This window comes from Glycomyces buryatensis, from assembly GCF_004912275.1.
Lineage (GTDB): Bacteria > Actinomycetota > Actinomycetes > Mycobacteriales > Micromonosporaceae > Glycomyces > Glycomyces buryatensis.
In genome coordinates this window covers 100,682-121,631 of record NZ_STGY01000072.1, presented here as the reverse complement: position 1 = coordinate 121,631, position 20,950 = coordinate 100,682, and the positions used below count along the sequence as shown (strand labels likewise).

Sequence of the window (20,950 nt, the reverse complement as noted above, 5' to 3'; positions counted from 1 at the left end):
CTACCTCATGGAATATGCCGTGAGGCCGGCTTAGAGGGTCCAGCGTTGGTTGGTGCCGCCGTGGCAGGTCCAGAGTTGGACCAGGGCGCCGTTGGCGGTGGAGGCACCCGACACGTCCAGGCACAACCCCGACTGCGCGTTCGTGATCGAGCCGTTCGAGTTCACATTCCAGCGCTGGTTCGCCCCGCCATGGCACGACCAGATGATCGCCGTCGTCCCGTTGGAGGTGCCGCCTCCGTTGGCGTCCAAGCATTTACGTGAACCGCCCGAGTAGACCGACAGCTCACCGGCCGCGGTGTGGGTCCACTGCTGGTTCACCCCCGACCAGCAGTCATAGATCTGCACCTGCGTGCCATTCGTGGTCGACTGATTCGGCACGTCCAAACACCGACTCGACGCTACCGACGCCACATTGCCACCCTCACCACCACCACCGGAATCGCCGCAGTCGGGGGTGGGGTTGGTGTTGGTGAGGAGTCCGAGGCGGTAGGGCAGCTGGGAGTAGTCGCCGCCGGAGCTGGGATTCCTGCCCTGGTAGAGGTACTCCATATTGCACGAGTCGATCTCCATGGTCTGGTTGCCGTCGGTGCGGACCATTTCGCCGTGGCTGATGTCGGATGTCCAGGTCCCGCCGGGGAATGAGACGTTGGCGGTGCCCGCGAAGGGGTTGGACTCGGTGTCGGCCAGCGGCGTCCACTCGGAGAAGTTCGCGTCCAGCCGGTTGGAGGTCCAGGACCGGAAGTAGCGGGCGCCGTTAGAGCCGATGGCCTCGATGATGAGCAGGTACTGGTCGGTGTCGCCGACCTTGTAGACGTTGGTGGCCTCGAACAGGCTGTTGTTCGGGGCCTCCATGAACAGCTCGACGTCGCCGAAGCCGTTCGGGAACTCCGCCACGGTCGTCTGGGCCCGGTAGAACTCCTGCTTGTCGTTGTTGAAGTACAGGAAGCAGTTCACGTCGTCGCAGGCGACCCAGTAATCGACGACGTAGGAGGAGGTTCCGTCGGCGATCCCGTGATTGGACATGAAGTTCTGCGCCGCCGAGGCGGACTGGGGGGCGCCGGGGTGATCGAGGGTGGAGAAGGAGGGCAGGCCGGTCTGGTAGACCAGGTACCACTGGTCGTCGGGTTCGAAGTAGAACACCTGCGGGGCGGCGCGGTAGCCGCCGCCGATCGCGGTCCGGGTCAGGTGGTACTGCTGGGCGGAACCGGCCTGGGACCAGTCGGTGAACCCGCCGAAGTAGGTCATGGACCAGCCGCCGTTCGTGTCGGCGGTGGTGGCGTACACGTGGTACTGGCCGTCGACCTGGACCACCGACGGGTCCTTGACCGACACCAGGGTCCGACCTGGAGCGGTCTGTTGCGGGGCGACCAAGGCGCCCGTCGAACTCCACTGGAACGTGGAGGGCAGCGGGGCCGCCTGTGCCGGGGCGGGCGAAGGGTCGGCGGTGACGCTCACGGTGGCTGCGACCAGGGACGCCACCAGCGTTGCCGCCAGCATCATGATCCGTGATCGCAATCGAGTTGGTTGCTTCATGGGGGTTGCCTCTCTTAACATGTCCACTGTGCTGTTATCGCTCACAGCACCAGGGCTCCCGAAAGTTTCGATCATTCTGCCGAAACTTATTGAAGTACACACAGGATAGCCACCTGATTCGTGACATGTAAATAGATCGATGTGATCTGGATGTCCGGAAATCTCCGGAGCGCGCCTACAGGTGGGACGGAGGGGCGGTGCTGCCGCGCACGATCAGCTCGGTGGCGAGTTCGACGCGCTGGTGGGGGAGTGGTTCGCCGTGGGCGAGGGTGAGGAGCATTTCGGCGGCGGACGACGCCATCTCGCGCAGCGGCTGGCGGATGGTGGTCAGCGGGGGGATGGTCCACTCGGCCATGGGCAGGTCGTCGTAGCCGACCACGCTCAGGTCGTCCGGGATGCGCAGGCCGGCCTCTGCCGCGGCCTGGTACGCACCCAGGGCCTCGCCGTCATTGCCGGCGACGATCGCGGTCGGCGGGTCGCTCAATCGCAGCAGCTCACGGGTGTGGTGCAGCCCGTCGGCGATCTGGTAGTCGCCGATGCGCACCAATGCCGGATCGACCGGAACTCCGGCCAGGTCCAGGGCGGCCCGGTAGCCGTCGAGCCGTGCCCGGGCCGAGAGGACGTGTTCGGGTCCGGTGATCACCGCGATGCGGCGATGGCCGAGCCCCAGCAAGTGGCGCGTGGCCGCGAGTCCGCCGCTCCAGTTGTTGGCGCCCACCGACGCCGACTCGGGCTCCGGGTCGTCGGCCGGATCGACGAACACGAGCGGGATGCCGCGGCTGCGGAATTGCTGGTGCTGGTCGGCGGTGAGTTCGGCGAACACCGCGATGACACCGATGGGACGGGTGGTGAGCACGTCCTCGACCCAGCCTCGTCCGGGGGTGCGGCGACCCCCGAGCTCTGAGACGACCACCCTGAGATGGTGGCGCCGCGCCACCGCTTCGACGCCGTTGATGATCTCGATCCCGTACAGGCCCCGCAGCTCATGGAAGACGACGTCCACCAGCGGCGCCGCCTTGACCGGGCGTTTCTGGCGCCGGTAGCCGTAGCGTCGGATAAGGCCCTCGACCAGCTTCCGGGTCTCCGGGGCGACGCTGTCCCTCCCGTTGACCACCTTGGAGACCGTCGCGATCGAGACGCCCGCATGATCGGCGAGCTGCGCGAGGGTCAGCGGCCGGTCCTCCCGGTCGGCGTCGGGGGAAGCGTTTTCGTCGGTCGAGCTCATTGAGGGATCTTAACGTTTCAATGCCCGAACGTAGTGCCGAGCGACGGCCCGGGTCTGAGTCCACACTTGACGACACATCGAACTGTATCTATAGTTCGAAGTGCGGAAGTTTCCGGATGAACTCGGAAAGTTTCGCGGCACTTCGACTCAGGCGCGGGCGACATCCCCGGTACCGCTGGCCGCGCCGTCTGCCGAGCATTGGAACTCACACGGAGACGAAGAAAAATGAGAACGATAACATGGCGTGGCCGTGCCGCGCTGACGATCGGTGCCGCCCTCGCACTGGTGCTGGCAGTCCTCGTCGTGACCCCCGGCGAGAGTCGGGCGCAGGTCTCACTGAATGTGGACCTAGCCGCTGAAGTCGGGCCGTCGAACGGCGTCGGCCTGGGATTTCTGTACGGCGTCACCGGCGACGGAACCCAGCCGACGGACGAACTCCTCGAACCGCTCCGCATGAACGCCTTCCGGGCCGGCGGGCACATGACACGCGGCTGGATCGAGGACGGCTACCGATACGGCTCCGCCACCCAGACCATCGTCGATTCGCTCGTCGCCCAAGCCGAGCGCTTCACCGCCCCGCCCTATGAGGCCCAGTACCAGGTCATCCTGAGCGACGTATACGGCGCATACGGGGGACAGGGGTCCGACACGATGTACCCGTGCGACAACGGCGACTGCTCGAACTGGGCCGACTTCGTCGCCGCCATCGCCGGAACCCTCAGGGACACCGGGATGCCGATGTCGTACGACATCTGGAACGAACCCGACATCGAGATCTTCTGGACGCGGGGTGTCAACAGCGAGCAGTACTTCCAGATGTGGGACACCGCGGTCCGGGAGATCCGGCGCGTCGACCCCGGCGCGGTCATCCTCGGCCCGTCGTTCGCCTACACCCCGGAGCGCCGCCCCGAGCAATGGCAGACCTGGCTGGCGCACACCAAGAACGCCGACACCCTGCCCGACTGGATCGCCAACCACACCCTGGGCGTGGTCGACGACCCGGTCGAGGTCGGCCAGTCCACGCTCGACGCCCTCGCGGCCAACGGTATTCCGCCGCTCCCGATGTCCGCCAACGAGTACCAGCCCGCCGACATGCAGGAGGCCAACGTGCTGGCCTGGTACCTGGCCCGCTTCGCGCAGTCCGACTACGCCAATGCGCTGCGCGGCAACTGGGTCTGCTGCCTGACGCCCAACCTGACCGGCCTCCTGACCCAGACCTCCAGTGGATGGCAGCCGACCGGGCTGTGGTGGGCCATGCGCGCCTACGCGGACATGACCGGCACGCTGGTCTCCACCTCCGAGCAGGTGGGCGGCACCGCGATCTCCGCTTCCAAGGACGCCGACAACCAGCGGGCCGTCGCCATCATCGGCGATATCAACGGGTACACCGGCTCGGCATCGGTCACCTTCGACGGACTCGCGTCGACGCCTTGGCTCGCCGCCGACGGGAACGTCCGCGTCACCGTCCAGCGCATGCCGGAGCAGGCGCCGCTCGGTTCGCCGCAGGTCGTCTTCGAGCAGGACATGAGCGTCTCCAGCGGCTCCATCACGGTCCCGTTGAACTTCCAGCAGGCGAATGACGCCTACGCCGTCTACCTGACACCCGGCGGCCAATCCGGCGACCAGACCGGTGAACTGGCCGCGGCCGGGTCGAACCGGTGCCTGGACGTCCCGAATCAGTCGACCGAGAACGGCACGCAGGCGCAGATCTGGGACTGCTGGGGCGGATCGAACCAGACCTGGACCCACACCGGGGCAGGCGAACTGTCCGTCTACAGCGGAGTTTCGCGAATGTGCCTGGACGCCTATGAGAACCAGACGAGCCCCGGTACCCCGGTCGTCGTCTGGAGCTGCCACGGCGGGACCAATCAGCAATGGCGCCACAACGCCGACGGCACCGTCACGGGAGTCCAGTCCGGACTGTGCCTTGACCGTGAAGGCGCCGGGACCGCCAACGGCACCCAGGTGATCCTCTGGACCTGCAACGGCGGCTCCAATCAGCAATGGACCCTTCGATAACCCACTCTCCCCCCCGAGAACAAAGGAAGCACCATGATCAACAGTTCACCAAGGCGACGGCACCGCGTCTGGTCGGCGATCGCCGCAGTCGCGACCGCGGGCCTGGTCGCCACAACCTCGCTCGTGATGTCCTCCGGGACCGCCCAGGCCGCCGAAACGCTCGGCGCCTCGGCAGCCGAGAGCGGCAGGTACTTCGGCGCCGCCGTCGTCCCGAACCTCCTCAACGACGCGAGCTACTCGGCCGCGCTGAGCGGCGACTTCAACAGCGTCGTGGCCGAGAACGTGATGAAGTGGGACGCCACGGAACCGAACCCGGGCCAGTTCAACTACAGCGGTGGCGACCAGATCGTCAACTGGGCGCAGGCCCGCGGCATGGAGGTGCGCGGCCACACCCTGGTCTGGCACGCCCAGCAGCCCGGATGGGTCCAGGGCCTGACCGGGAACAACCTGCGGAATGCCATGCTCAACCACATCACCAACGTCGCCGACCACTTCGAGGGCGACATCTCCTCGTGGGACGTGGTGAACGAGGCGTTCGAGTGGGACGGCAGCCGCCGCCAGTCGAACCTCCAACAGCAGCTGGGCAACGGCTGGATCGAGGAGGCCTTCCGCGCCGCCGACGCGGCCGACCCGGGCGCGACCCTCTGCTACAACGACTACAGCACCGACGGGATCAACGCCAAGAGCACCGGAATCTACAACATGGTGCGCGACTTCAAGGCCCGCGGCGTCCCGATCGACTGCGTCGGCTTCCAGAGCCACCTCAGCTGGAACTCCGACCTGAGCACTTATCAGGCCAACCTGCAGCGCTTCGCCGATCTGGGCGTGGACGTGGAGATCACCGAGCTCGACGTCGGCGGCTCCGGCTCGGGCCAGGCCAACGTGTACCGGCAGGTGACCCAGGCGTGCATGGCCGTCGCCCGCTGCACCGGCATCACCACCTGGGGCATCACCGACCGGCACACCTGGCGCCCGAACGACACCCCGCTGCTGTGGGACTCCAACTACCAGAAGAAGGAGGCCTACTACGCCGTGCTCGAGGCGCTGAACAACGGCAATACCGGTGGTGGTGGGGGCGGTCATGTGACGTCTGCGGCGTCGAACCGGTGTTTGGACGTGCCGAACCAGTCGACGACGAACGGCACCCAGGTGCAGATCTACGACTGCTGGACCGGAGCGAACCAGCAGTGGACCCACACCGACGCCGGTGAACTGTCCGTCTACTCCGGCGGGACACGCAAGTGCCTGGACGCCAACGGAGGCGGCACCGCCAACGGGACGACCGCGATCATCTGGTCGTGCCACGGCGGGGCGAACCAACGCTGGAACCTGAACTCCAACGGCTCGGTCACCAACGCCCAGTCAGGGCTATGCCTGGACGTCGCGGGCGCCTCCACCGCCAACGGCGCCCTGGTCCAACTCTGGACCTGCCACGGCGGCACCAACCAACGCTGGAACCTGTAAACCAGCCCTCCCACACGGATGCCGCCCGGGTCACGACAGTGCCGCCCGGGCGGCATCCGCCGCACTCAGCGCAGGTTCGAATCCTCCGGTTCGGTGACGAGCGCCCCGGTCATGGCCGCGACCAGGTCGTCGGTGGTGGCCTCGGCCGCCCGAAAGCGGGCGGTGCGCCGACCCAGCCGCATGACCTCGACGCGGTCGGCGATCTCCAGAACCTGCGGCATATTGTGGCTGACCAGCACGACCGACATGTCGGCGTCGCGGGCGCGGTCGATGACCTCCAGCACCCGCTGAGTCTGGACCACGCCGAGCGCCGCAGTGGGCTCGTCGAGGATCACCACGCTGGTCGCCCAGACGACGGCCCGGGCGACGGCGACGCTCTGTCGCTGCCCGCCCGACAGCATGGCGATCGGGGTGGTGACTCGCGGTACCTGGACGCCGAGCTGTTCCAGCGCTTCAGCGGCGCCGCGCCGCATCGCATGCTTGTCGAGCAGGCCGAGCAGCCCCGGGAGACCGCGGCGCTTGATCTCGCGGCCGAGGTAGAGGTTGGCGGCGACGCTGAGGTCGTCGGCGACGGCGAGGTCCTGATACACCGTCTCGAGGCCCGCCCGTCGGGCGTCCACAGGGGATCCGAAACGCTCAGGGCGCCCATCGATCAGGATCTCGCCCTCGTCCTGCGGCTGGGCACCGGAGAGCACCTTGATCAGGGTGCTCTTCCCGGCGCCGTTGTCGCCGATCAGCGCGACCACCTCGCCTCGATGGACGGCGAAGTCGGCGCCGCGCAGCGCTTCGACGTGGCCGAAGCGCTTGACGATGCCGTGCGCCTCCAGCACCGGGCGGTCCTCCTCGTCCCGCCCCGTGCCGCCGCCGCTTACGCCGGCGGCGCTCACTGGTCCACCGGCGGGTTGTCGCAGCTGGGCTCGAGCACGGCCTGGACTTCCTCCGAGTCGATATTGTCCGGGGTCACGAAGGTGACGCCGGTGTCGGCGGACTCCATCGCGGTGCCCTCTCGGAGATGCTCCACCATGTTCTGGACGCCGAAGAAGCCCATCCGGAACGGGTTCTGCACCACCAGCGCGGCGATCTGGCCGTCGCGCAGGCCGGCGATCTCGTCCGGAGCGGCGTCCCACCCGATGATGACGACCTCGCCGGACCTTCCGGCGGCCTCGACGGCCTGCGCGGCACCGAGGACACTGGGTTCGTTGGCGGCGAAGATGCCCGACAGGTCCGGGTTGGCGGTGAGGATGTCCTCGGTGACCTTTCGGGCCTCGTTGACGTCGCTGTGGCTGGGCTGCTGCCCGACCAGGTTCAGGTTCTCGTGCGCGGCAAGGCCTTCGGTGAAGCCCTCGACCCGTTCGGTGTTCGTCTGCGAGCCGGGCTGGAACTCGATGAGCGCCACGTCGTGGTCGCCTTCGCCCAGCGCGTCGGCCAGCAGGTTCGCGGCCTCGGCCGCCCCGGCGCGGTTGTCCGTGGCGTACAAAGGAACTTCATCGGGCTGCGGATCGGTGCCCGAGTCGATCATGGCGACCGGGATGCCGGAGTCGAGCGCGTTCTGTGTCGCCGGAGCCAGGGCCGCGGAATCGGTCGCGGCGTATACGATGCCGTCGACGTCCTGGGTGACGAAGTTCTGTAGGAGATTGACCTGACCTTCCACATCCGTCTCGGCGTTCACGCCGTCCCAGTTGACGGTGACGTCGCCGTCGAGCTCGGCGGCGCATTCGGCCCCGGCCTGCACGGTGCTCCAGAACTCGTGGCCGACCGCCTTGGGGACGACGGCGAGGTCCAGCGGACCGTCGTGGGGAGTGTCCTGGCCGCCGCCGGATTCGTCGCGGACCTCCACGCCTCCGCAGGCGCTGAGGGACATGGCCGCCAAGGCCGTGAGTGCGGCGAGACCTCTGCGAGTCCTCGAATTGATTGCCATAGCCTGGTCCTTCCATCTGGAGAAGTGGTCGGCGGTCGGGCCTCACCCGCGGGCTTCGAGGCGGCGCCGCCGGAACTGGTCGAAGTAGACGGCGGCCCAGATGATCAGGCCGACGATGACCTGCTGGTAGTGAATGCTGATGCCCAGTAGCACGGAACCGTTGCGCACCACGGCGATGAGGAACGCCCCGATGAGCGTGCCGGCGATGCGGCCCTGGCCGCCGAACAGGCTGGCGCCGCCGATGACCGCCGCGGCGATGACGTCCAGTTCGAGGCCGATCCCGTAGTTCGGCTGGCCGGAGGCCACGCGCGAAGTCGCGACCATGCCGCCCAGGCCGACCAGCGCTCCCGCCAGCACGTAGACCGCGGTGAGGTTGCGGCGCACGGCGATGCCCGAGCGGCGGGCCGCCTCCATATTGGATCCCATGGCGTAGACGTACTGACCGAATCGGGACTGCGACAGCAGGAAGGCCACCCCGAGGGCGACGACCGCCGTGATCACGATGGCGAACGGGATGCCGGCGATCTCGCCGTTTCCGAGCAGCTGGAACGATTTCGGCAGGCTGTAGACGCCCACGGCGCCGGTGATGATGAAGACCAGCCCGCGTCCCGCCGACATCATTCCCAGGGTGGCAATGAAGGGCGGGAGGTGCGCCATCGCCACGAGCAGGCCGTTGACCAGACCGGCAGCCGCGCCGACTCCGATGGCGACGACGGTGGCCTCCCACACGGAGAACCCGAGATCGCGGACGACGATGGCGCCGACGACCCCGGCCAGCGCGGCGACGGAGCCGACCGACAGGTCGATGCCCTTCGTAATGATGATCATCGTCTGGGCCACCGCGATGATCGCGATGACCGCCGTCTGGGAGCCGATATTGAACAGATTGTCGGCGGTGAGGAAGTACGGGCTGGCGAGGCTGAGGGCGATGAACAGCACGACGAGTGCGGTCGCCGCCGTGAACTCGGAGACGGCGTAGGAGATGCGCTCCCGAAGCCACTCGCTCAACCGGTCGCGCGGCCCGGTGGTCGTCTCGACGCCGGTCATGATCGGCTGCGGCAGGTCGGAGCGGGGAGACGACTCACGGGCAACGCTGCCTCCTCCTGGCCTCGGATCTCCACATGCACCTCTCAAAGATCAGACGTTTACATGTGTGAATGTCATCATTTCATACTGATATCCACCGTGACAAGGGATTGAGGCCCCGGATTGATGCGCTGGCAACGGCTATACATCGGACTAAAAAGCCATGCCGGAGCGGAGCTCGGCACGTTCCCAACCGGTCGTGGCAGCGGACTTCCCGGGCGTCGCCAGGAGTCGGTCCTCCACCGCGACCCGTACCTGGCGATCTCCGGAAAAGAGCTCGTCAGGGGTTTGCGTACCCGCCGATCGGCCGCTATCGTCAACGATGATCAATCGTTTGCGCAAATTGAGCGGCGCGAGTGCTTCGCCATCGCACCCGAACGCTCGCGTCCGACCAAGGAGCCCCTATGACGACCATCGAAGCCGTCGAGACCCACGACATCCGCTTCCCCACCTCCCTCAGCCAGGACGGCTCGGACGCGATGAACAAGGACGGTGACTACTCCGCCGCCTACGTCATCATCCGGACCGACGACCCGGAGCTGTCCGGGTTCGGCTTCACCTTCACCATCGGGCGCGGCAACGACATCGTCACCGCGGCCGCCCTCCATTGGGCCGTCAAGCTGATCGGCCGCGACCTCGACACCATGGTGAACGACCCGGGGGCCCTCTACCGCGAGCTCAAGTCCGATTCGCAACTGCGCTGGCTCGGCCCGGAGAAGGGCGTCGTCCACATCGCGCTCGCCGCGGTCATGAACGCCGTCTGGGACCTCGCCGCCCGCGTCGCGCGAAAGCCCCTGTGGCGACTGCTGTGCGACATGACGCCCGAGCAGCTCGTGGACGCCGCGGACCTGCGCTACCTCTCCGACGCGCTCACCCGCGACGAGGCCCTCGCGATCCTGCGGGCCCAGGAGCCGTCCCGCGCCGAACGCATCGCCGACCTCGAAGCCCGCGGCGGCTACCCCTGCTACACCACGAGCGCCGGCTGGCTCGGCTACAGCGACGACAAACTCCGCCGACTCCTCCAGGAGGCGGTCGACTCCGGCTACCAGCACGTCAAGTTGAAGGTCGGCGCCGACCTGGAAGAGGACCGTCGGCGACTGCGCATCGCCCGCGAGGTCATCGGCTGGGACGCGAAGCTCATGATCGACGCCAACCAGGTGTGGGACGTCCCCGAGGCGATCGATTGGGTGAACGCGCTCGCCGAATTCAAGCCGCACTGGATCGAGGAGCCCACCAGCCCCGACGACGTCCTGGGACACGCCGCCGTCCGCCGCGCGGTCGCCCCGATCAGGGTCGCGACCGGCGAGCACGGCATGAACCGGGTCCTGTTCAAGCAGTTCCTCCAGGCCGAAGCCATCGACTTCCTGCAACTGGACTCGGCGCGGCTGGCGAGCGTCAACGAGATCATCGCCGTCTACCTGCTGGCCGCGAAGTTCGGCGTCCCCGTCTGCCCGCACGCCGGCGGCGTGGGCCTGTGCGAGCTGGTCCAGCACCTGTCGATCTTCGACTACGTCGCCGTCTCAGCGACCCTGGAGGACCGCGTGACCGAGTACGTCGACCACCTCCACGAGCACTTCACCGACCCGTGCATCGTGGAGAACGGCAACTACATCCTCCCGTCCAGGCCCGGCTACTCCGCCGAGATGCACCCGGCCTCGATCGCCGAATACTCCTACCCCTTGGGGGAGTATTGGACTGTTGACGCCGCATGATCATCGACGCGCACCGCCACGTGTGGGACACCCGAGTCCTGCGGTACCCGTGGCTGGACTCCGAACCCTCGCTCCCGCGCACGCACCTGCCGGCCGACGCCGCCGACGCGAAGGTCACGGGCGCGGTGTTCGTGCAGGCCGACGCCGCCGACGGAGCTGCCGAGGCGGCATGGGTGCAGGGCCTCGCCGCGTCGTGGCCGCAGCTGTCCGGCATCGTCGCCCATGCCCCCATCGAGGACGCCGACGCGCTCGTTCCCCGACTCGACGAGCTGTCCGCACTGCCGCTGCACGTCGGCGTGCGCCGACTGCTCCAGGACGAGCCGCCCGGATTCATCGAGTCGGAAGCCGTCCTGGGCGGCCTCGCCGAGCTCGCCCGCCGCGGCCTCCCGTTCGACGCCTGCATCCGCTACGGGCAGCTCCCGGAACTCACCCGGGCGGTCGCCGCCGTGCCGGGGCTCCGGGTCGTCCTCGACCACCTCGGCAAGCCCCCGGTTGCGGCGGGAATCGCCAGTCCGGAAGGGCGCGAATGGGTTCGGATGCTGCGGGATTTCGCGGCGGTGCCGGGGACCCTCGCGAAGCTCTCCGGGCTCGCCCCCGAAGCGGACCCGGGCCGCCCGTTGCGCGAGCAGGTCGCGCCCTTCCTCTCCAACGCATTGGTGGTGTTCGGCCCCGACCGGCTGATGGTCGGCAGCGACTGGCCGGTCTCGGCGGCAACGCCGCACCAGACCGGCTTCGGCGAGTGGTTCGAGCTGGTCAGTGACGTGCTGAGGCTGGCGCCCGACGACGCGGAGCGGGTGCTCTCGGCGACCGCAGAGCGGCATTACGGGCTCAAACAGCGTTGAACCCGGACAGCAGAGGCGAAGGGGGGAGCAGCGGCAAGACGTCCGATGTTTCTTGCGACTCGGGCAGCGGTTCGGCCATACTTGCCGCATGTCCCGCACCGACGATGTCGTAAACGGCGTCAAGCGCATGATCCTCGAAGGCGAGCTCCGCCCCGGCGAACGGCTCCCCATCGAGAAAGACCTCGCCGAGACCCTCGGCGTCTCACGCGGATCGCTCCGCGAAGGCGTCCGCGCGCTGACCATTCTGGGGATCCTCGACACCCGCCAGGGCGACGGCACCTACGTCACCAGTCTCGACCTCTCCCGGCTGCTCGCGCCGATGGGCTTCGTGGTCGACCTCCAAGGCGACGGACAGTTCCAGCACGTCCACGCCATCCGGCGGATGCTCGAAGGCGAGTCGGCCCGCCTCGCCGCCTCGCGGATCACCGACGAGGCCCTGGGCGAGGCCAAGACGCTGCTCGACGAGGCCGAGCGAATCCTCGACAAGACGCCCCAGGAACACGAGCGGATCATCGAGATCGACATCGCGTTCCACCGCATCATCGCCGCCCACACCGGCAACCCCGTGCTGGCGGGCATGGTCGAGGCGCTGGCCAGCCGCACCGTCCGGGAACGCCTGTGGCGCAGCCTGAGAGAGGACGGCGTGGACCGGCGCACCCACGGCGAGCACATCGCGATCCTGCGCGCGCTGCGCGCCCACGACCCCGAATCGGCCCGAATCCGCATGACGAATCACCTGCTCGGCGTGGAGGACTCACTGCTCGACCACCCGCTCGAAAGCGACAAGCCGCTCACCGGTCCCATCGACTGAACGCCGTTGCGGCGCCAACCTCCTTGGCAGGCCGACACTGCGGTGCCCGCCGGATTCAACCCGTCTGCGGCAGATTTCATCAGGTGAATGACGACCGTGCGAAGGCCGCGGTCAGTGTCCGGCCGCGTCGCGGACGGCGCGGGGCGATGCGCCGAACTCGCGATGGCAGGCCTTGTTGAACGCCTGGAGGTCGGGGATGCCGACCGACGCGGCGACCGCCGGGATCGAGAGCGTCGACTCGCGCAGCAGGTGCCCGGCCCGCACCATCCGGCGATGCCGCATGTATGCGACCAATGTGGATCCGGTGGTCTCCTTGACCAGCCTGGTGAGGTGGTTATGGGAGACGCCCACGGCACCGGCGACGTCGGGGACCGTGATCGGCCGCGGTAGCCGCTGCTCGATATAGGCGAAGGCCGCGGTCACCGCGGGGTGGTCCCCGTCTCCGGGTTCGTTCGGCTGCAACCGCACCGTTCGCCACAATGCGGCCCACACTTCGGCCGAGGCCCGGGCGGGGGAGTCGGCGACGGCGGTTACCGCCTGGCGCAGCATCTCGGCGAGCGCCGGGCCGGCGGGGCCGGCATCCTGGATGAGCGGGACCGTGTGCGGGACTCCCCGCGGCGAGGGCCGAAGGTGCACGTAGAGGTGCTCCGAGCGGCCCCGGTAGCGGTAGTGCACCTCGGTGTCGGCGGGAATGAGGCTGACGCGGCCTGGCTTGATGCGGTGGGCGGTTCCGTCGACCTCCAGATCGGCCTCGTACTGGTAGAGATGGAACTGCCACAGGTCGGGCAGGCGGAAATGGTCGTCGAGCCTGTTCAGGCCGTGGATTGCGAAGCCCGCGTTCACCACCTCCGGCGGCTCGTCGAGACAGATCATCACTTCATGCATACAGAAAATCAACCACAACCGTTCGAAATTGTCCACCTGTATGTGACCTCAGAACAGGTTCCTGGGCCGCCGCAAATCTTGAAAACCGACCACAAGTCAGTGATTATCGACAAGCAACACAGCCGGATCGGTCCCTAATCTCGGCATATGGCTGAACTCCGGCACCCTTCGCGGCCCGTCCGCATCGAAGCTGACATCCGAAATGAATACCGCTATGTGGAGGATCTCGGTCCGGGGACCGGACGGTCCGTACCGCGCGCTGCCCCGCGAACGGACGCCGCCGCACTCTCACTCGACGGCGACTGGCGGTTCCGGCTCGCGGCCGGCCTCCACGACACCACCGACGGCTTCGAAGATCCCGCCTTCGACCCCGATCACCACGACACCGGCGCCTGGGACACGCTCGCCGTCCCCTCGATGTGGCAGATGCACGACCTCGACGGCGAAGCGCCCTATGGGAAGCCGCAGTACACGAACATCCACTACCCCTTCCCGGTCGACCCGCCCCGAGTGCCCGACGCGAACCCGACGGGGGAGTACCGGCGCACCTTCACCCTTCCCGCCGACTGGCCCGCGGACGGGCGCACGCTGCTGCGCTTCGAGGGCGTCGACTCCTGTTTCGCCGTATGGGTCAACGGGGTACGGCTCGGCGACGGCAAGGGTTCGCGCCTGCCCACCGAGTTCGACGCCACCGCGCACCTGACTCCGGGCGAGAACACCGTGGCGGTGCGGGTCCATCAATGGTCCTCCGGGTCCTATCTGGAGGACCAGGACACGTGGTGGCTCTCGGGGATCTTCCGGCCCGTGTCACTGCTGCACCGCCCAGAAGGCGGGCTCGACGACGTCTTCGCCCACGCCGACTACGACCACGCCACCGGCCTGGGAACGCTGCTCGTAGAGGCCACCGGCGCTGGCAGGGTGAGCGTGCCCGAGCTGGGGATCGACATCGCCACGGGCGAGTCCGCCAGCGTCCCGGTCGAACCGTGGACGGCCGAGACGCCGCGCCTGTACGACGCCGTCGTCTCGACCGCGACCGAGCGAGTCTCCCTGCGCATCGGCTTCCGCACCGTCTCCGTCGAGGATGGCGTCCTCAAGGCCAACGGTCGGCCGATCCTGCTGCGCGGCGTCAACCGCCACGAATGGGACCCCGACACCGGCCGGACACTCTCGGCCGAGACGATGCGCCGCGACATCGAGATCATGAAGCGGCACAACGTCAATGCCGTCCGCACCAGCCACTACGCGCCGGACCGCCGCTTCCTCGACCTGTGCGACGAGCTCGGCATGTGGGTCATCGACGAGTGCGACCTCGAGACCCACGGCTTCTACCATTCCGGGTGGCAGGGCAACCCCGCGGCGGACCCGCGCTGGCAGGAGGCGTGTCTCGACCGCATGCGGCGCATGGTCGAACGCGACAAGAACCATCCCTCCGTGATCATGTGGTCCTTGGGCAACGAATGCAACGAGGGCGAGAACCTGAAGGCCATGGCCGCGTGGACCAAACGGCGCGACGCCGGCCGCCTGGTCCACTACGAGGGCGATTACGACTCCCCGTACGTCGACATCTACTCCCGCATGTACACCCCGCACGAGGAACTCGACCGCCTCGGCAGCCGGGAGGAGGAGCCGACCCGCGACTCCGCGAACGACGAGCACCGGCGGAGCCTGCCCTTCCTCCTGTGCGAGTACGCGCATGCCATGGGCAACGGCCCCGGAGGGCTCTCCGAGTACCAGCGCCTGTTCGAACGCCATGAGCGCTGCGCGGGCGGATTCGTGTGGGAGTGGATCGACCAGGGCGTGCGCCGCCGCACTGAGGACGGCCGCGAGTGGTTCGCCTACGGCGGCGACTTCGGCGAAACCCTCCACGACGCCAACTTCATCACCGACGGACTGGTCTTCTCCGACCGTTCCCCGTCCCCGGGCCTGATCGAGTACAAGAAGGTCATCGAGCCGGTCAGGATAGGGATCGACCCTCAGGAGCGGACGGTCTCGGTCGCCAATGGCCACGACTTCATCGACACGGCGCACCTGCGATTCACCTGGCAGGTCGAGGACGACGGCGTGCCCGTCGCCGACGGAGAGCTGGAAGTGCCCACCGTGGCGGCGGGCAGCGCATCACAGGTGCCGTGGCCCGAGGAGCTCCACGAGCTCACATCCACAGGGGAGGGAGAGCGTTGGGTGACCGTGCGCGCCTTCCTGGATGAGGACCGGGCATGGGCCGAGGCGGGCCATGAGATCGCCTGGGGCCAAGCGCCCATTCCGCGCCCCGAGACCCCGCCGCAGATCGGCGCGGTCGTGTCCCCGGCGCCGATCGCCGGCGGATACCGCCTCGGCGGGGCCGAGTTCGACGCGTTCGGGCGCTTGACCTCGTTCGAAGGCATCGAGCTGGAAGGGCCGCAACTGGACCTGTGGCGGGCCCCGGTCGACAATGACCGCGTCGCCTGGGGCACCCTCTCGACGGCCGCTCACTGGCGGGAGCGGAATGCGGCTCTCGATCGACTGGAGCACAAGCTCATCGATGTCGAGGCCGGCGACGGCGGGCTCACGGTGGCCACCCGGGTCGGCGCCGCCGGGGCCGCGATCGGCATGAACGCCCGATACGACTGGTCCTACGATCCGCAGACGGCGAAGCTGTGGCTGACCGTGTCGGTCGCGCCCTATGGCAAGTGGGACATTCCGCTGCCGCGCTTGGGCGTGCGCCTCGCCGTGCCGCGGGATCTCGACGCCGTCACCTGGTTCGGCGGCGGGCCGGGGGAGGCTTATGCCGACACTCGAGCCGCCGCGCGCGTCGGCCGCTACGACGCCACTGTCGCCGAGATGCAGACCCCGTACGCGTTCCCCCAGGAGAACGGTTCGCGCATCGACGTGCGCTGGGCCCGCCTGGCGGACCGGAACGGCACCGCGTTGACCTTCTGGGGTGCGCCCCGCTTCGCATTCACGGTGCGGCCCTGGACGAGTGAGGACCTCGACGCGGCGATGCATCCGACAGACCTGGTCGAGAGCGATCGGCTCTACGTCAATCTCGACGCGGGCCTCCACGGCATGGGTTCGGCGTCCTGTGGCCCCGGCGTACTGCCCGAGTACCGCCTGCTGCCCGAGCCGACCACCTTCATGCTCGGCTTCGGCACCGAGCAGGGTTGAACGGAGTCGCGGCTCACCGGCACCGGCCGGTGAGCCGCGTTCGTTATTGCGCCTATAGAAAGCAGCGGGCGTCCGGACCCGATCGGGTCCGGACGCCCTCCTCTCAACGGCCCCTCACAGACCGCAGGCTTATCCCTTCACGGCGCCGGTGATGACGGCCTTCGTGAAGTGCTTCTGGATGAACGGGTACATGATCACGATCGGAATGATCGTGCAGACCACGACGGCCATCTTCAGCGCGGCGGTCGGTGCGGCCTCGCCTTGGGACTGGTACTGGGCGGCGGCCTGCGCGCCGTCCGGTAGGCCCTGGCTGGACATGAGCATCCGCTGGAGTACGACCTGGATCGGCTGGGTGTCCAGGCCTGGCGTGTACAGAACCGCCTGGAAATAGAGATTCCAGTAGCCGACGGCGTAGAACAGGGCGATGACGGCGAGGATCGCCTTCGACATGGGCAGCACGATCCTGAACAGGGTCCGGAACTCGCCGGCGCCGTCCATCTTGGCGGCGTCGATGAGCTCGCCGGGGATCGAGTTCATGAAGAACGCGCGCAGGATGATGATGTTGAAGGTGCCCACGGCTCCGGGCAGGATGAGCGACCAGTAACTGTTGAACAGCCCGAGTTTCTGCACCACCAGGAAGCTGGGGTACATGCCCGGTCCGAATAGGAAGGTGAGCAGGATGAGCCACAGGATCGGGCGGTGCAGGAGTGAGCCGGTGCGCGAGAGCGCGTAGGCGCCGCAGATGGTGAGGACCATCGAGATGGCGGTGCCGCCGAAGGTGAGGATCAGCGTCAGCACGAGCGAGTCGGTGAGCGCGCCGCCGGAGAAGATCTCGCGGTAGGCCTGCCAGCTCACCTCGGTGGGCAGGATCAGGAGGTTGCCCCCGGCGCGGGTCAGCGCCTCCTCGCTGGCGAAGCTGGTGGCGACGACCGCCCAGATCGGGAGGACGATGGCGGCCGCGTAGCAGAGCATGAACAGGGCTTTGACGACCTTGCCCGCGATGGAGGGTTCCTCGTCCCAGATGGGCCGGTTGCTCTTGCGTCGCGGCCTGGTGTCGGTGGCGCGGATGCTGGTGGCGGTCATGACTTCTGGTAGATCCCTTGCTCTCCGAGGCGGTGCGCGATCTTGTTGGCAACGAGGATCAGGATCAGTCCGATCACGCCCTTGAACAGGCCCGCCGCGGTGCCGAACGATTCGCCCTGGTTGCCGATGATGCTCTGGTAGTAGACGAAGGTGTCGAGCACTTCGGTCGACTGGTACCCGATGGACTGGCGCTGCAACTGGTACTGCTCGAAGCCGACGGAGAGGATGCCGCCGATCTGCAGGATCAGGAGCAGGATGATGACCGGCCGGATGCCAGGCAGGGTGATGTGCCACATCCGCCGCCAGCGGTTCGCGCCGTCGGAAGCGGCGGCCTCGTAGAGGCTCGGGTTGATCGAGGCGAGGGCCGCCAGGAAGATGATCATGCCCCAGCCGGCGTCCTTCCAGGCCCACTGCATCCAGACCAGCAGGAGGAAGGTGTCCGGATTGGAGGTGAAGTTGAGCCGCTCGCCGCCGCCGTCCATGATCCAGTTGCTGATCAGGCCGTCGGCGCCGAGGACCTGGACGAAGACGGTGACGACCAGGACCCAGGAGAAGAAGTGGGGCAGGTACACGATCGACTGGAAGGCGCTGCGGGCCTTGATGGAGATTATGCTGTTCATGGCGAGCGCCAGCACAATGGACAGCGGGAACATGAAGACCAGGTTCAGGGTCGCGAACTTCAGGGTGTTGAGCAGCGCCGGCGTGAAGTACGGGTCGTTGAAGAGCCGCTCGAACCACGCGAAGCCCACGAACGGGTTCTCCCAGAACGGGCGGTAGGGGCTGTAGTCCATGAACGCGATGATGTTCCAGGCCGTGGGCCAGTAGTGGAACACCGACAGGTGCGCGACCACCGGGAGTGCCAGCAGCAGCAGGGGCCAGTCATGTCGAAGCCGCTGGCCCACGGTGCGTTTGCGCCTGACGATCACGCGGTCCGGTGTTCGGTCCGCGTCCGGTGGTGCCGTGCTCTGGAGTGTTGCCATCGCTTGAGATTCCAGTCGTCGTAGATCCGGTGAGGCGGGGAGGAGGCGGCCGGGCGGCCCTGCTCGAAGGGCCGCCCGGCCGAAGGCACTACTCGCCGTGAACGCTCTTGTACGCTTCCGTGTAGTACTCGCGGGCGGCCTCGCCGCCGTTGTTCATGTACGTCTCGAGAATGTCGGGGATCGACGAGAGCTCGGCGCGCCCGTACGCGATGTCGTTCTGCTGGTCCCAGAGCGTCTGGCCGGCGGCCTTGGCGTCGGCCGGGGCCTCGATCCGCATGCCCGCGAACGGGTTCTCCGCGCCGAACTCCTGAACGGAGGCGTGGAAATCGAACCGCTTCTGGACCACATCGGGGTCGCCGGTGAGGAAGGTCTGGACCTGGCCGACGACGTTCTTGTAGTTCATCGGGGCCTGGACGAGCTTGGACCCGAGTTCGGTGTAGACGGGAGAGCCGTCTTCGCCGAGGGTGAAGTGCTCGCCTTCGACGCCGTACTGCAGCAGCTCGTACTCGGTGGTGCCGTACGGGGACGCGCACCAGTTCGCGACGTCGAGGATCTCTTCGACCTGCTCCTTGCTGAGGTCCTTGTTGAGGAAGGTCCAGCCGTCGATGGAGATGTTCATGTAGACCAACGGCTCGCGGCCCTTCGCGCCGAGCGGCGGGAGCGGGTTGATCTCGCCTTCGGCCTCGCCCCGCTTGACCTGGAGCGCGTAATCGTTCCACCTGGCCATGTTGTCCTGAGTGAACAGGACGGTACCGGCCTTCTGCATGGCGGCGGCGTCGAGGGTCCCGGTGGGGGCGTCGGGGTGGATGAGCTTCTCGTCCCACAGCGTGCGACGGAATTCCAGCATCTCGGTGAACTCGGGCCGCTCGACGTTGTTGACCATCTTCTTCTGGTCCGCGTCCCAGTTCCAGCCGTCGGTGCCGCCCAGGCCGAACCACTGCCCGACGAACCAGTCGAGCTGGGCGAAGGCCCATTTGCCGTTCGCGTCGTCGGACCAGGCGCGGCAGACCTCCAGGAGCTCTTCGATCGTGGTGGGGACCGTAAGGTTCGCCCCTGCCAGCAGGTCGGTGCGGTACATGACGGCGTTGCCCGGGCCGCCCGTGAAGCCCATGGGGATGCCGTAGATGCCGGCGGTGTCGGGGTCCTCAATGTCCGTCGACCAGACCGACTGGCCCCAGGATGAGGACGGAAGCCTGGCCAGCAGTGGCCAGCGCTCGGCGATGTCGCCCTTGAGAATCTCGGTCAGGTTGTAGAAGTTGTTGACGACGGTCTCGGTGAAATTGCTGTGGGAGCCGAGCATCCAGCCGAAGATCGCGATGGCGTCGCCGTACTCGTTGGCCTTGAGCCACTGCACGGAGGTGTCGGCGAAGGTGTTGCCGTCGGCGTGGCGGAGGTTGATGGTGGTGCCGCCCCAGGTTTCGGTGACCGTCCCGTAGTACGGGTCGTCCCCGTCCGGCGTGTCGCCCCAGATCGGCACGGTCAGCTCGTAAGTGCCACTGCCCGAAGGCACTTCGGCCACGGCCTGGACCGGTTCCGGGTAGGAGGTGAAGCCGGAGGGGTGGTTCGGCGGCTCGCCCACGAGGTTGGGCTCGACCGGCAGCGGGAACTCCTTGTAAGTGGGCAGGAAGTCGAAGCCCTCGGTCGCCTGAGTGCTGCCGCTGTTGGATTCGATGTCGCTGCAAGCGGAGATCACCGGGAGTCCCGCGGCTCCGGCCGCGCCGAGACCGGCGACCTTGAACAGCGAGCGGCGTCGCAGCGGCTGGCGAGGGGATGGAGTGGACATGTTCGTCCTTTCGATCGTGCTGCCGTGAGGGGACTCCGGCAGGAGGAAATCTATAAATTTAGACATGTCTTCAAACGAAGATAGTCAATGTCAGCGGCGCTGGCAAGGCTCGAAGCCGCTAAAAGTTCGATGATTGAGTAATGATTTGGTAATGAGATGCGGTTCTAGCCAACATCTTCCAGGCTAATTCGCTCAAAATCCGACGATTCGATCGTCAAACATCGGATCTATCGTTACAAAGATTAGACCTTTGGGAGTCGTCGGGTCCGACGGCGAACGGCGTTCCCGAGAGGCGCTTCGGGCGGGGCGCCGCCGCCGCTCCGTACTCTCGCCGGGCAGTCCGTGCCGACCCCAAGGCCGGGTACCGCTGCCTGCGGAAAGTCTCGCCGCCCCGGCGGATCGGCGACATCGCCCGGGCCTGCCTCATATAACTCCATATAGGACTTTGTAGTCATCTCACCACTCAAA

15 protein-coding genes are annotated in these 20,950 nt (G+C 67.4%); 6 read left to right on the top strand and 9 right to left on the bottom strand.

Annotated elements, in window-relative coordinates; translation table 11 throughout:
- Positions 1 to 30: 30 nt before the first annotated feature.
- Both FAB82_RS21840 and FAB82_RS21835 read right to left on the bottom strand, forming a co-directional pair.
- A complete protein-coding gene (locus tag FAB82_RS21840; protein ID WP_211116761.1) occupies positions 31 to 1,533 on the bottom strand; it encodes a non-reducing end alpha-L-arabinofuranosidase family hydrolase in 1,503 nt (500 codons plus the stop codon).
- Between the two features lie 175 nt (positions 1,534 to 1,708).
- Entirely contained in the window at positions 1,709 to 2,758 is a 1,050-nt protein-coding gene (locus FAB82_RS21835; RefSeq protein WP_136536676.1) for a LacI family DNA-binding transcriptional regulator, read from the bottom strand.
- A gap of 225 nt (positions 2,759 to 2,983) precedes the next feature.
- Between FAB82_RS21835 and FAB82_RS21830 the strand changes: the two genes are divergently transcribed.
- Together FAB82_RS21830 and FAB82_RS21825 are read left to right on the top strand one after the other, a co-directional pair.
- Complete coding sequence (locus FAB82_RS21830) at positions 2,984 to 4,777, top strand: RICIN domain-containing protein (protein ID WP_136536675.1); 1,794 nt, start codon at positions 2,984 to 2,986, stop codon at positions 4,775 to 4,777.
- A gap of 33 nt (positions 4,778 to 4,810) precedes the next feature.
- On the top strand, positions 4,811 to 6,241 hold the full coding sequence (locus tag FAB82_RS21825) for an endo-1,4-beta-xylanase (protein ID WP_136536674.1): 1,431 nt from the start codon (positions 4,811 to 4,813) through the stop codon (positions 6,239 to 6,241).
- A gap of 65 nt (positions 6,242 to 6,306) precedes the next feature.
- Here FAB82_RS21825 and FAB82_RS21820 read toward each other — a convergent pair whose 3' ends face one another.
- From FAB82_RS21820 to FAB82_RS21810, 3 genes are read right to left on the bottom strand one after another with little or no spacing between them, the layout of a single operon-like run.
- Positions 6,307 to 7,128, bottom strand: a complete 822-nt coding sequence (locus tag FAB82_RS21820; protein ID WP_246039759.1) for an ATP-binding cassette domain-containing protein — start codon at positions 7,126 to 7,128, stop codon at positions 6,307 to 6,309.
- Positions 7,125 to 8,159, bottom strand: coding sequence for an ABC transporter substrate-binding protein (locus FAB82_RS21815; protein ID WP_136536673.1), 1,035 nt, complete (start codon positions 8,157 to 8,159; stop codon positions 7,125 to 7,127). Before FAB82_RS21815 ends, FAB82_RS21820 begins: the two co-directional genes overlap by 4 nt.
- 42 nt (positions 8,160 to 8,201) lie before the next feature.
- On the bottom strand, positions 8,202 to 9,206 hold the full coding sequence (locus FAB82_RS21810) for an ABC transporter permease (RefSeq protein WP_136536672.1): 1,005 nt from the start codon (positions 9,204 to 9,206) through the stop codon (positions 8,202 to 8,204).
- A gap of 443 nt (positions 9,207 to 9,649) precedes the next feature.
- Between FAB82_RS21810 and FAB82_RS21805 the strand changes: the two genes are divergently transcribed.
- The 3 genes from FAB82_RS21805 to FAB82_RS21795 all read left to right on the top strand — a co-directional run bounded on the left by FAB82_RS21805 (position 9,650) and on the right by FAB82_RS21795 (position 12,610).
- Positions 9,650 to 10,957, top strand: a complete 1,308-nt coding sequence (locus FAB82_RS21805; RefSeq protein WP_136536671.1) for an L-fuconate dehydratase — start codon at positions 9,650 to 9,652, stop codon at positions 10,955 to 10,957.
- Positions 10,954 to 11,799, top strand: a complete 846-nt coding sequence (locus tag FAB82_RS21800; protein ID WP_136536670.1) for an amidohydrolase family protein — start codon at positions 10,954 to 10,956, stop codon at positions 11,797 to 11,799. Before FAB82_RS21805 ends, FAB82_RS21800 begins: the two co-directional genes overlap by 4 nt.
- Before the next feature lie 88 nt (positions 11,800 to 11,887).
- On the top strand, positions 11,888 to 12,610 hold the full coding sequence (locus FAB82_RS21795; protein WP_136536669.1) for a FadR/GntR family transcriptional regulator: 723 nt from the start codon (positions 11,888 to 11,890) through the stop codon (positions 12,608 to 12,610).
- 111 nt (positions 12,611 to 12,721) lie between these two features.
- Here FAB82_RS21795 and FAB82_RS21790 read toward each other — a convergent pair whose 3' ends face one another.
- Positions 12,722 to 13,495: a helix-turn-helix transcriptional regulator gene (locus FAB82_RS21790; RefSeq protein ID WP_136536668.1), complete on the bottom strand. Its 774-nt coding sequence runs from the start codon at positions 13,493 to 13,495 to the stop codon at positions 12,722 to 12,724.
- 147 nt (positions 13,496 to 13,642) lie between these two features.
- On the opposite strand from FAB82_RS21790, the gene FAB82_RS21785 reads away from it, so the two are divergent.
- Positions 13,643 to 16,636, top strand: a complete 2,994-nt coding sequence (locus FAB82_RS21785) for a glycoside hydrolase family 2 TIM barrel-domain containing protein (protein WP_136536667.1) — start codon at positions 13,643 to 13,645, stop codon at positions 16,634 to 16,636.
- 129 nt (positions 16,637 to 16,765) lie between these two features.
- Here the strand turns inward: FAB82_RS21785 and FAB82_RS21780 are convergent, their stop codons facing one another.
- From FAB82_RS21780 to FAB82_RS21770, 3 genes are all read right to left on the bottom strand, one after another.
- On the bottom strand, positions 16,766 to 17,719 hold the full coding sequence (locus FAB82_RS21780) for a carbohydrate ABC transporter permease (protein ID WP_136536666.1): 954 nt from the start codon (positions 17,717 to 17,719) through the stop codon (positions 16,766 to 16,768).
- On the bottom strand, positions 17,716 to 18,699 hold the full coding sequence (locus FAB82_RS21775) for an ABC transporter permease (protein WP_136536665.1): 984 nt from the start codon (positions 18,697 to 18,699) through the stop codon (positions 17,716 to 17,718). Before FAB82_RS21775 ends, FAB82_RS21780 begins: the two co-directional genes overlap by 4 nt.
- An 88-nt stretch (positions 18,700 to 18,787) precedes the next feature.
- Positions 18,788 to 20,482 carry a type 2 periplasmic-binding domain-containing protein gene (locus tag FAB82_RS21770; protein WP_168801709.1) on the bottom strand — a complete coding sequence of 565 codons (1,695 nt, stop codon included), beginning with the start codon at positions 20,480 to 20,482 and terminating at the stop codon, positions 18,788 to 18,790.
- Positions 20,483 to 20,950: the final 468 nt, after the last annotated feature.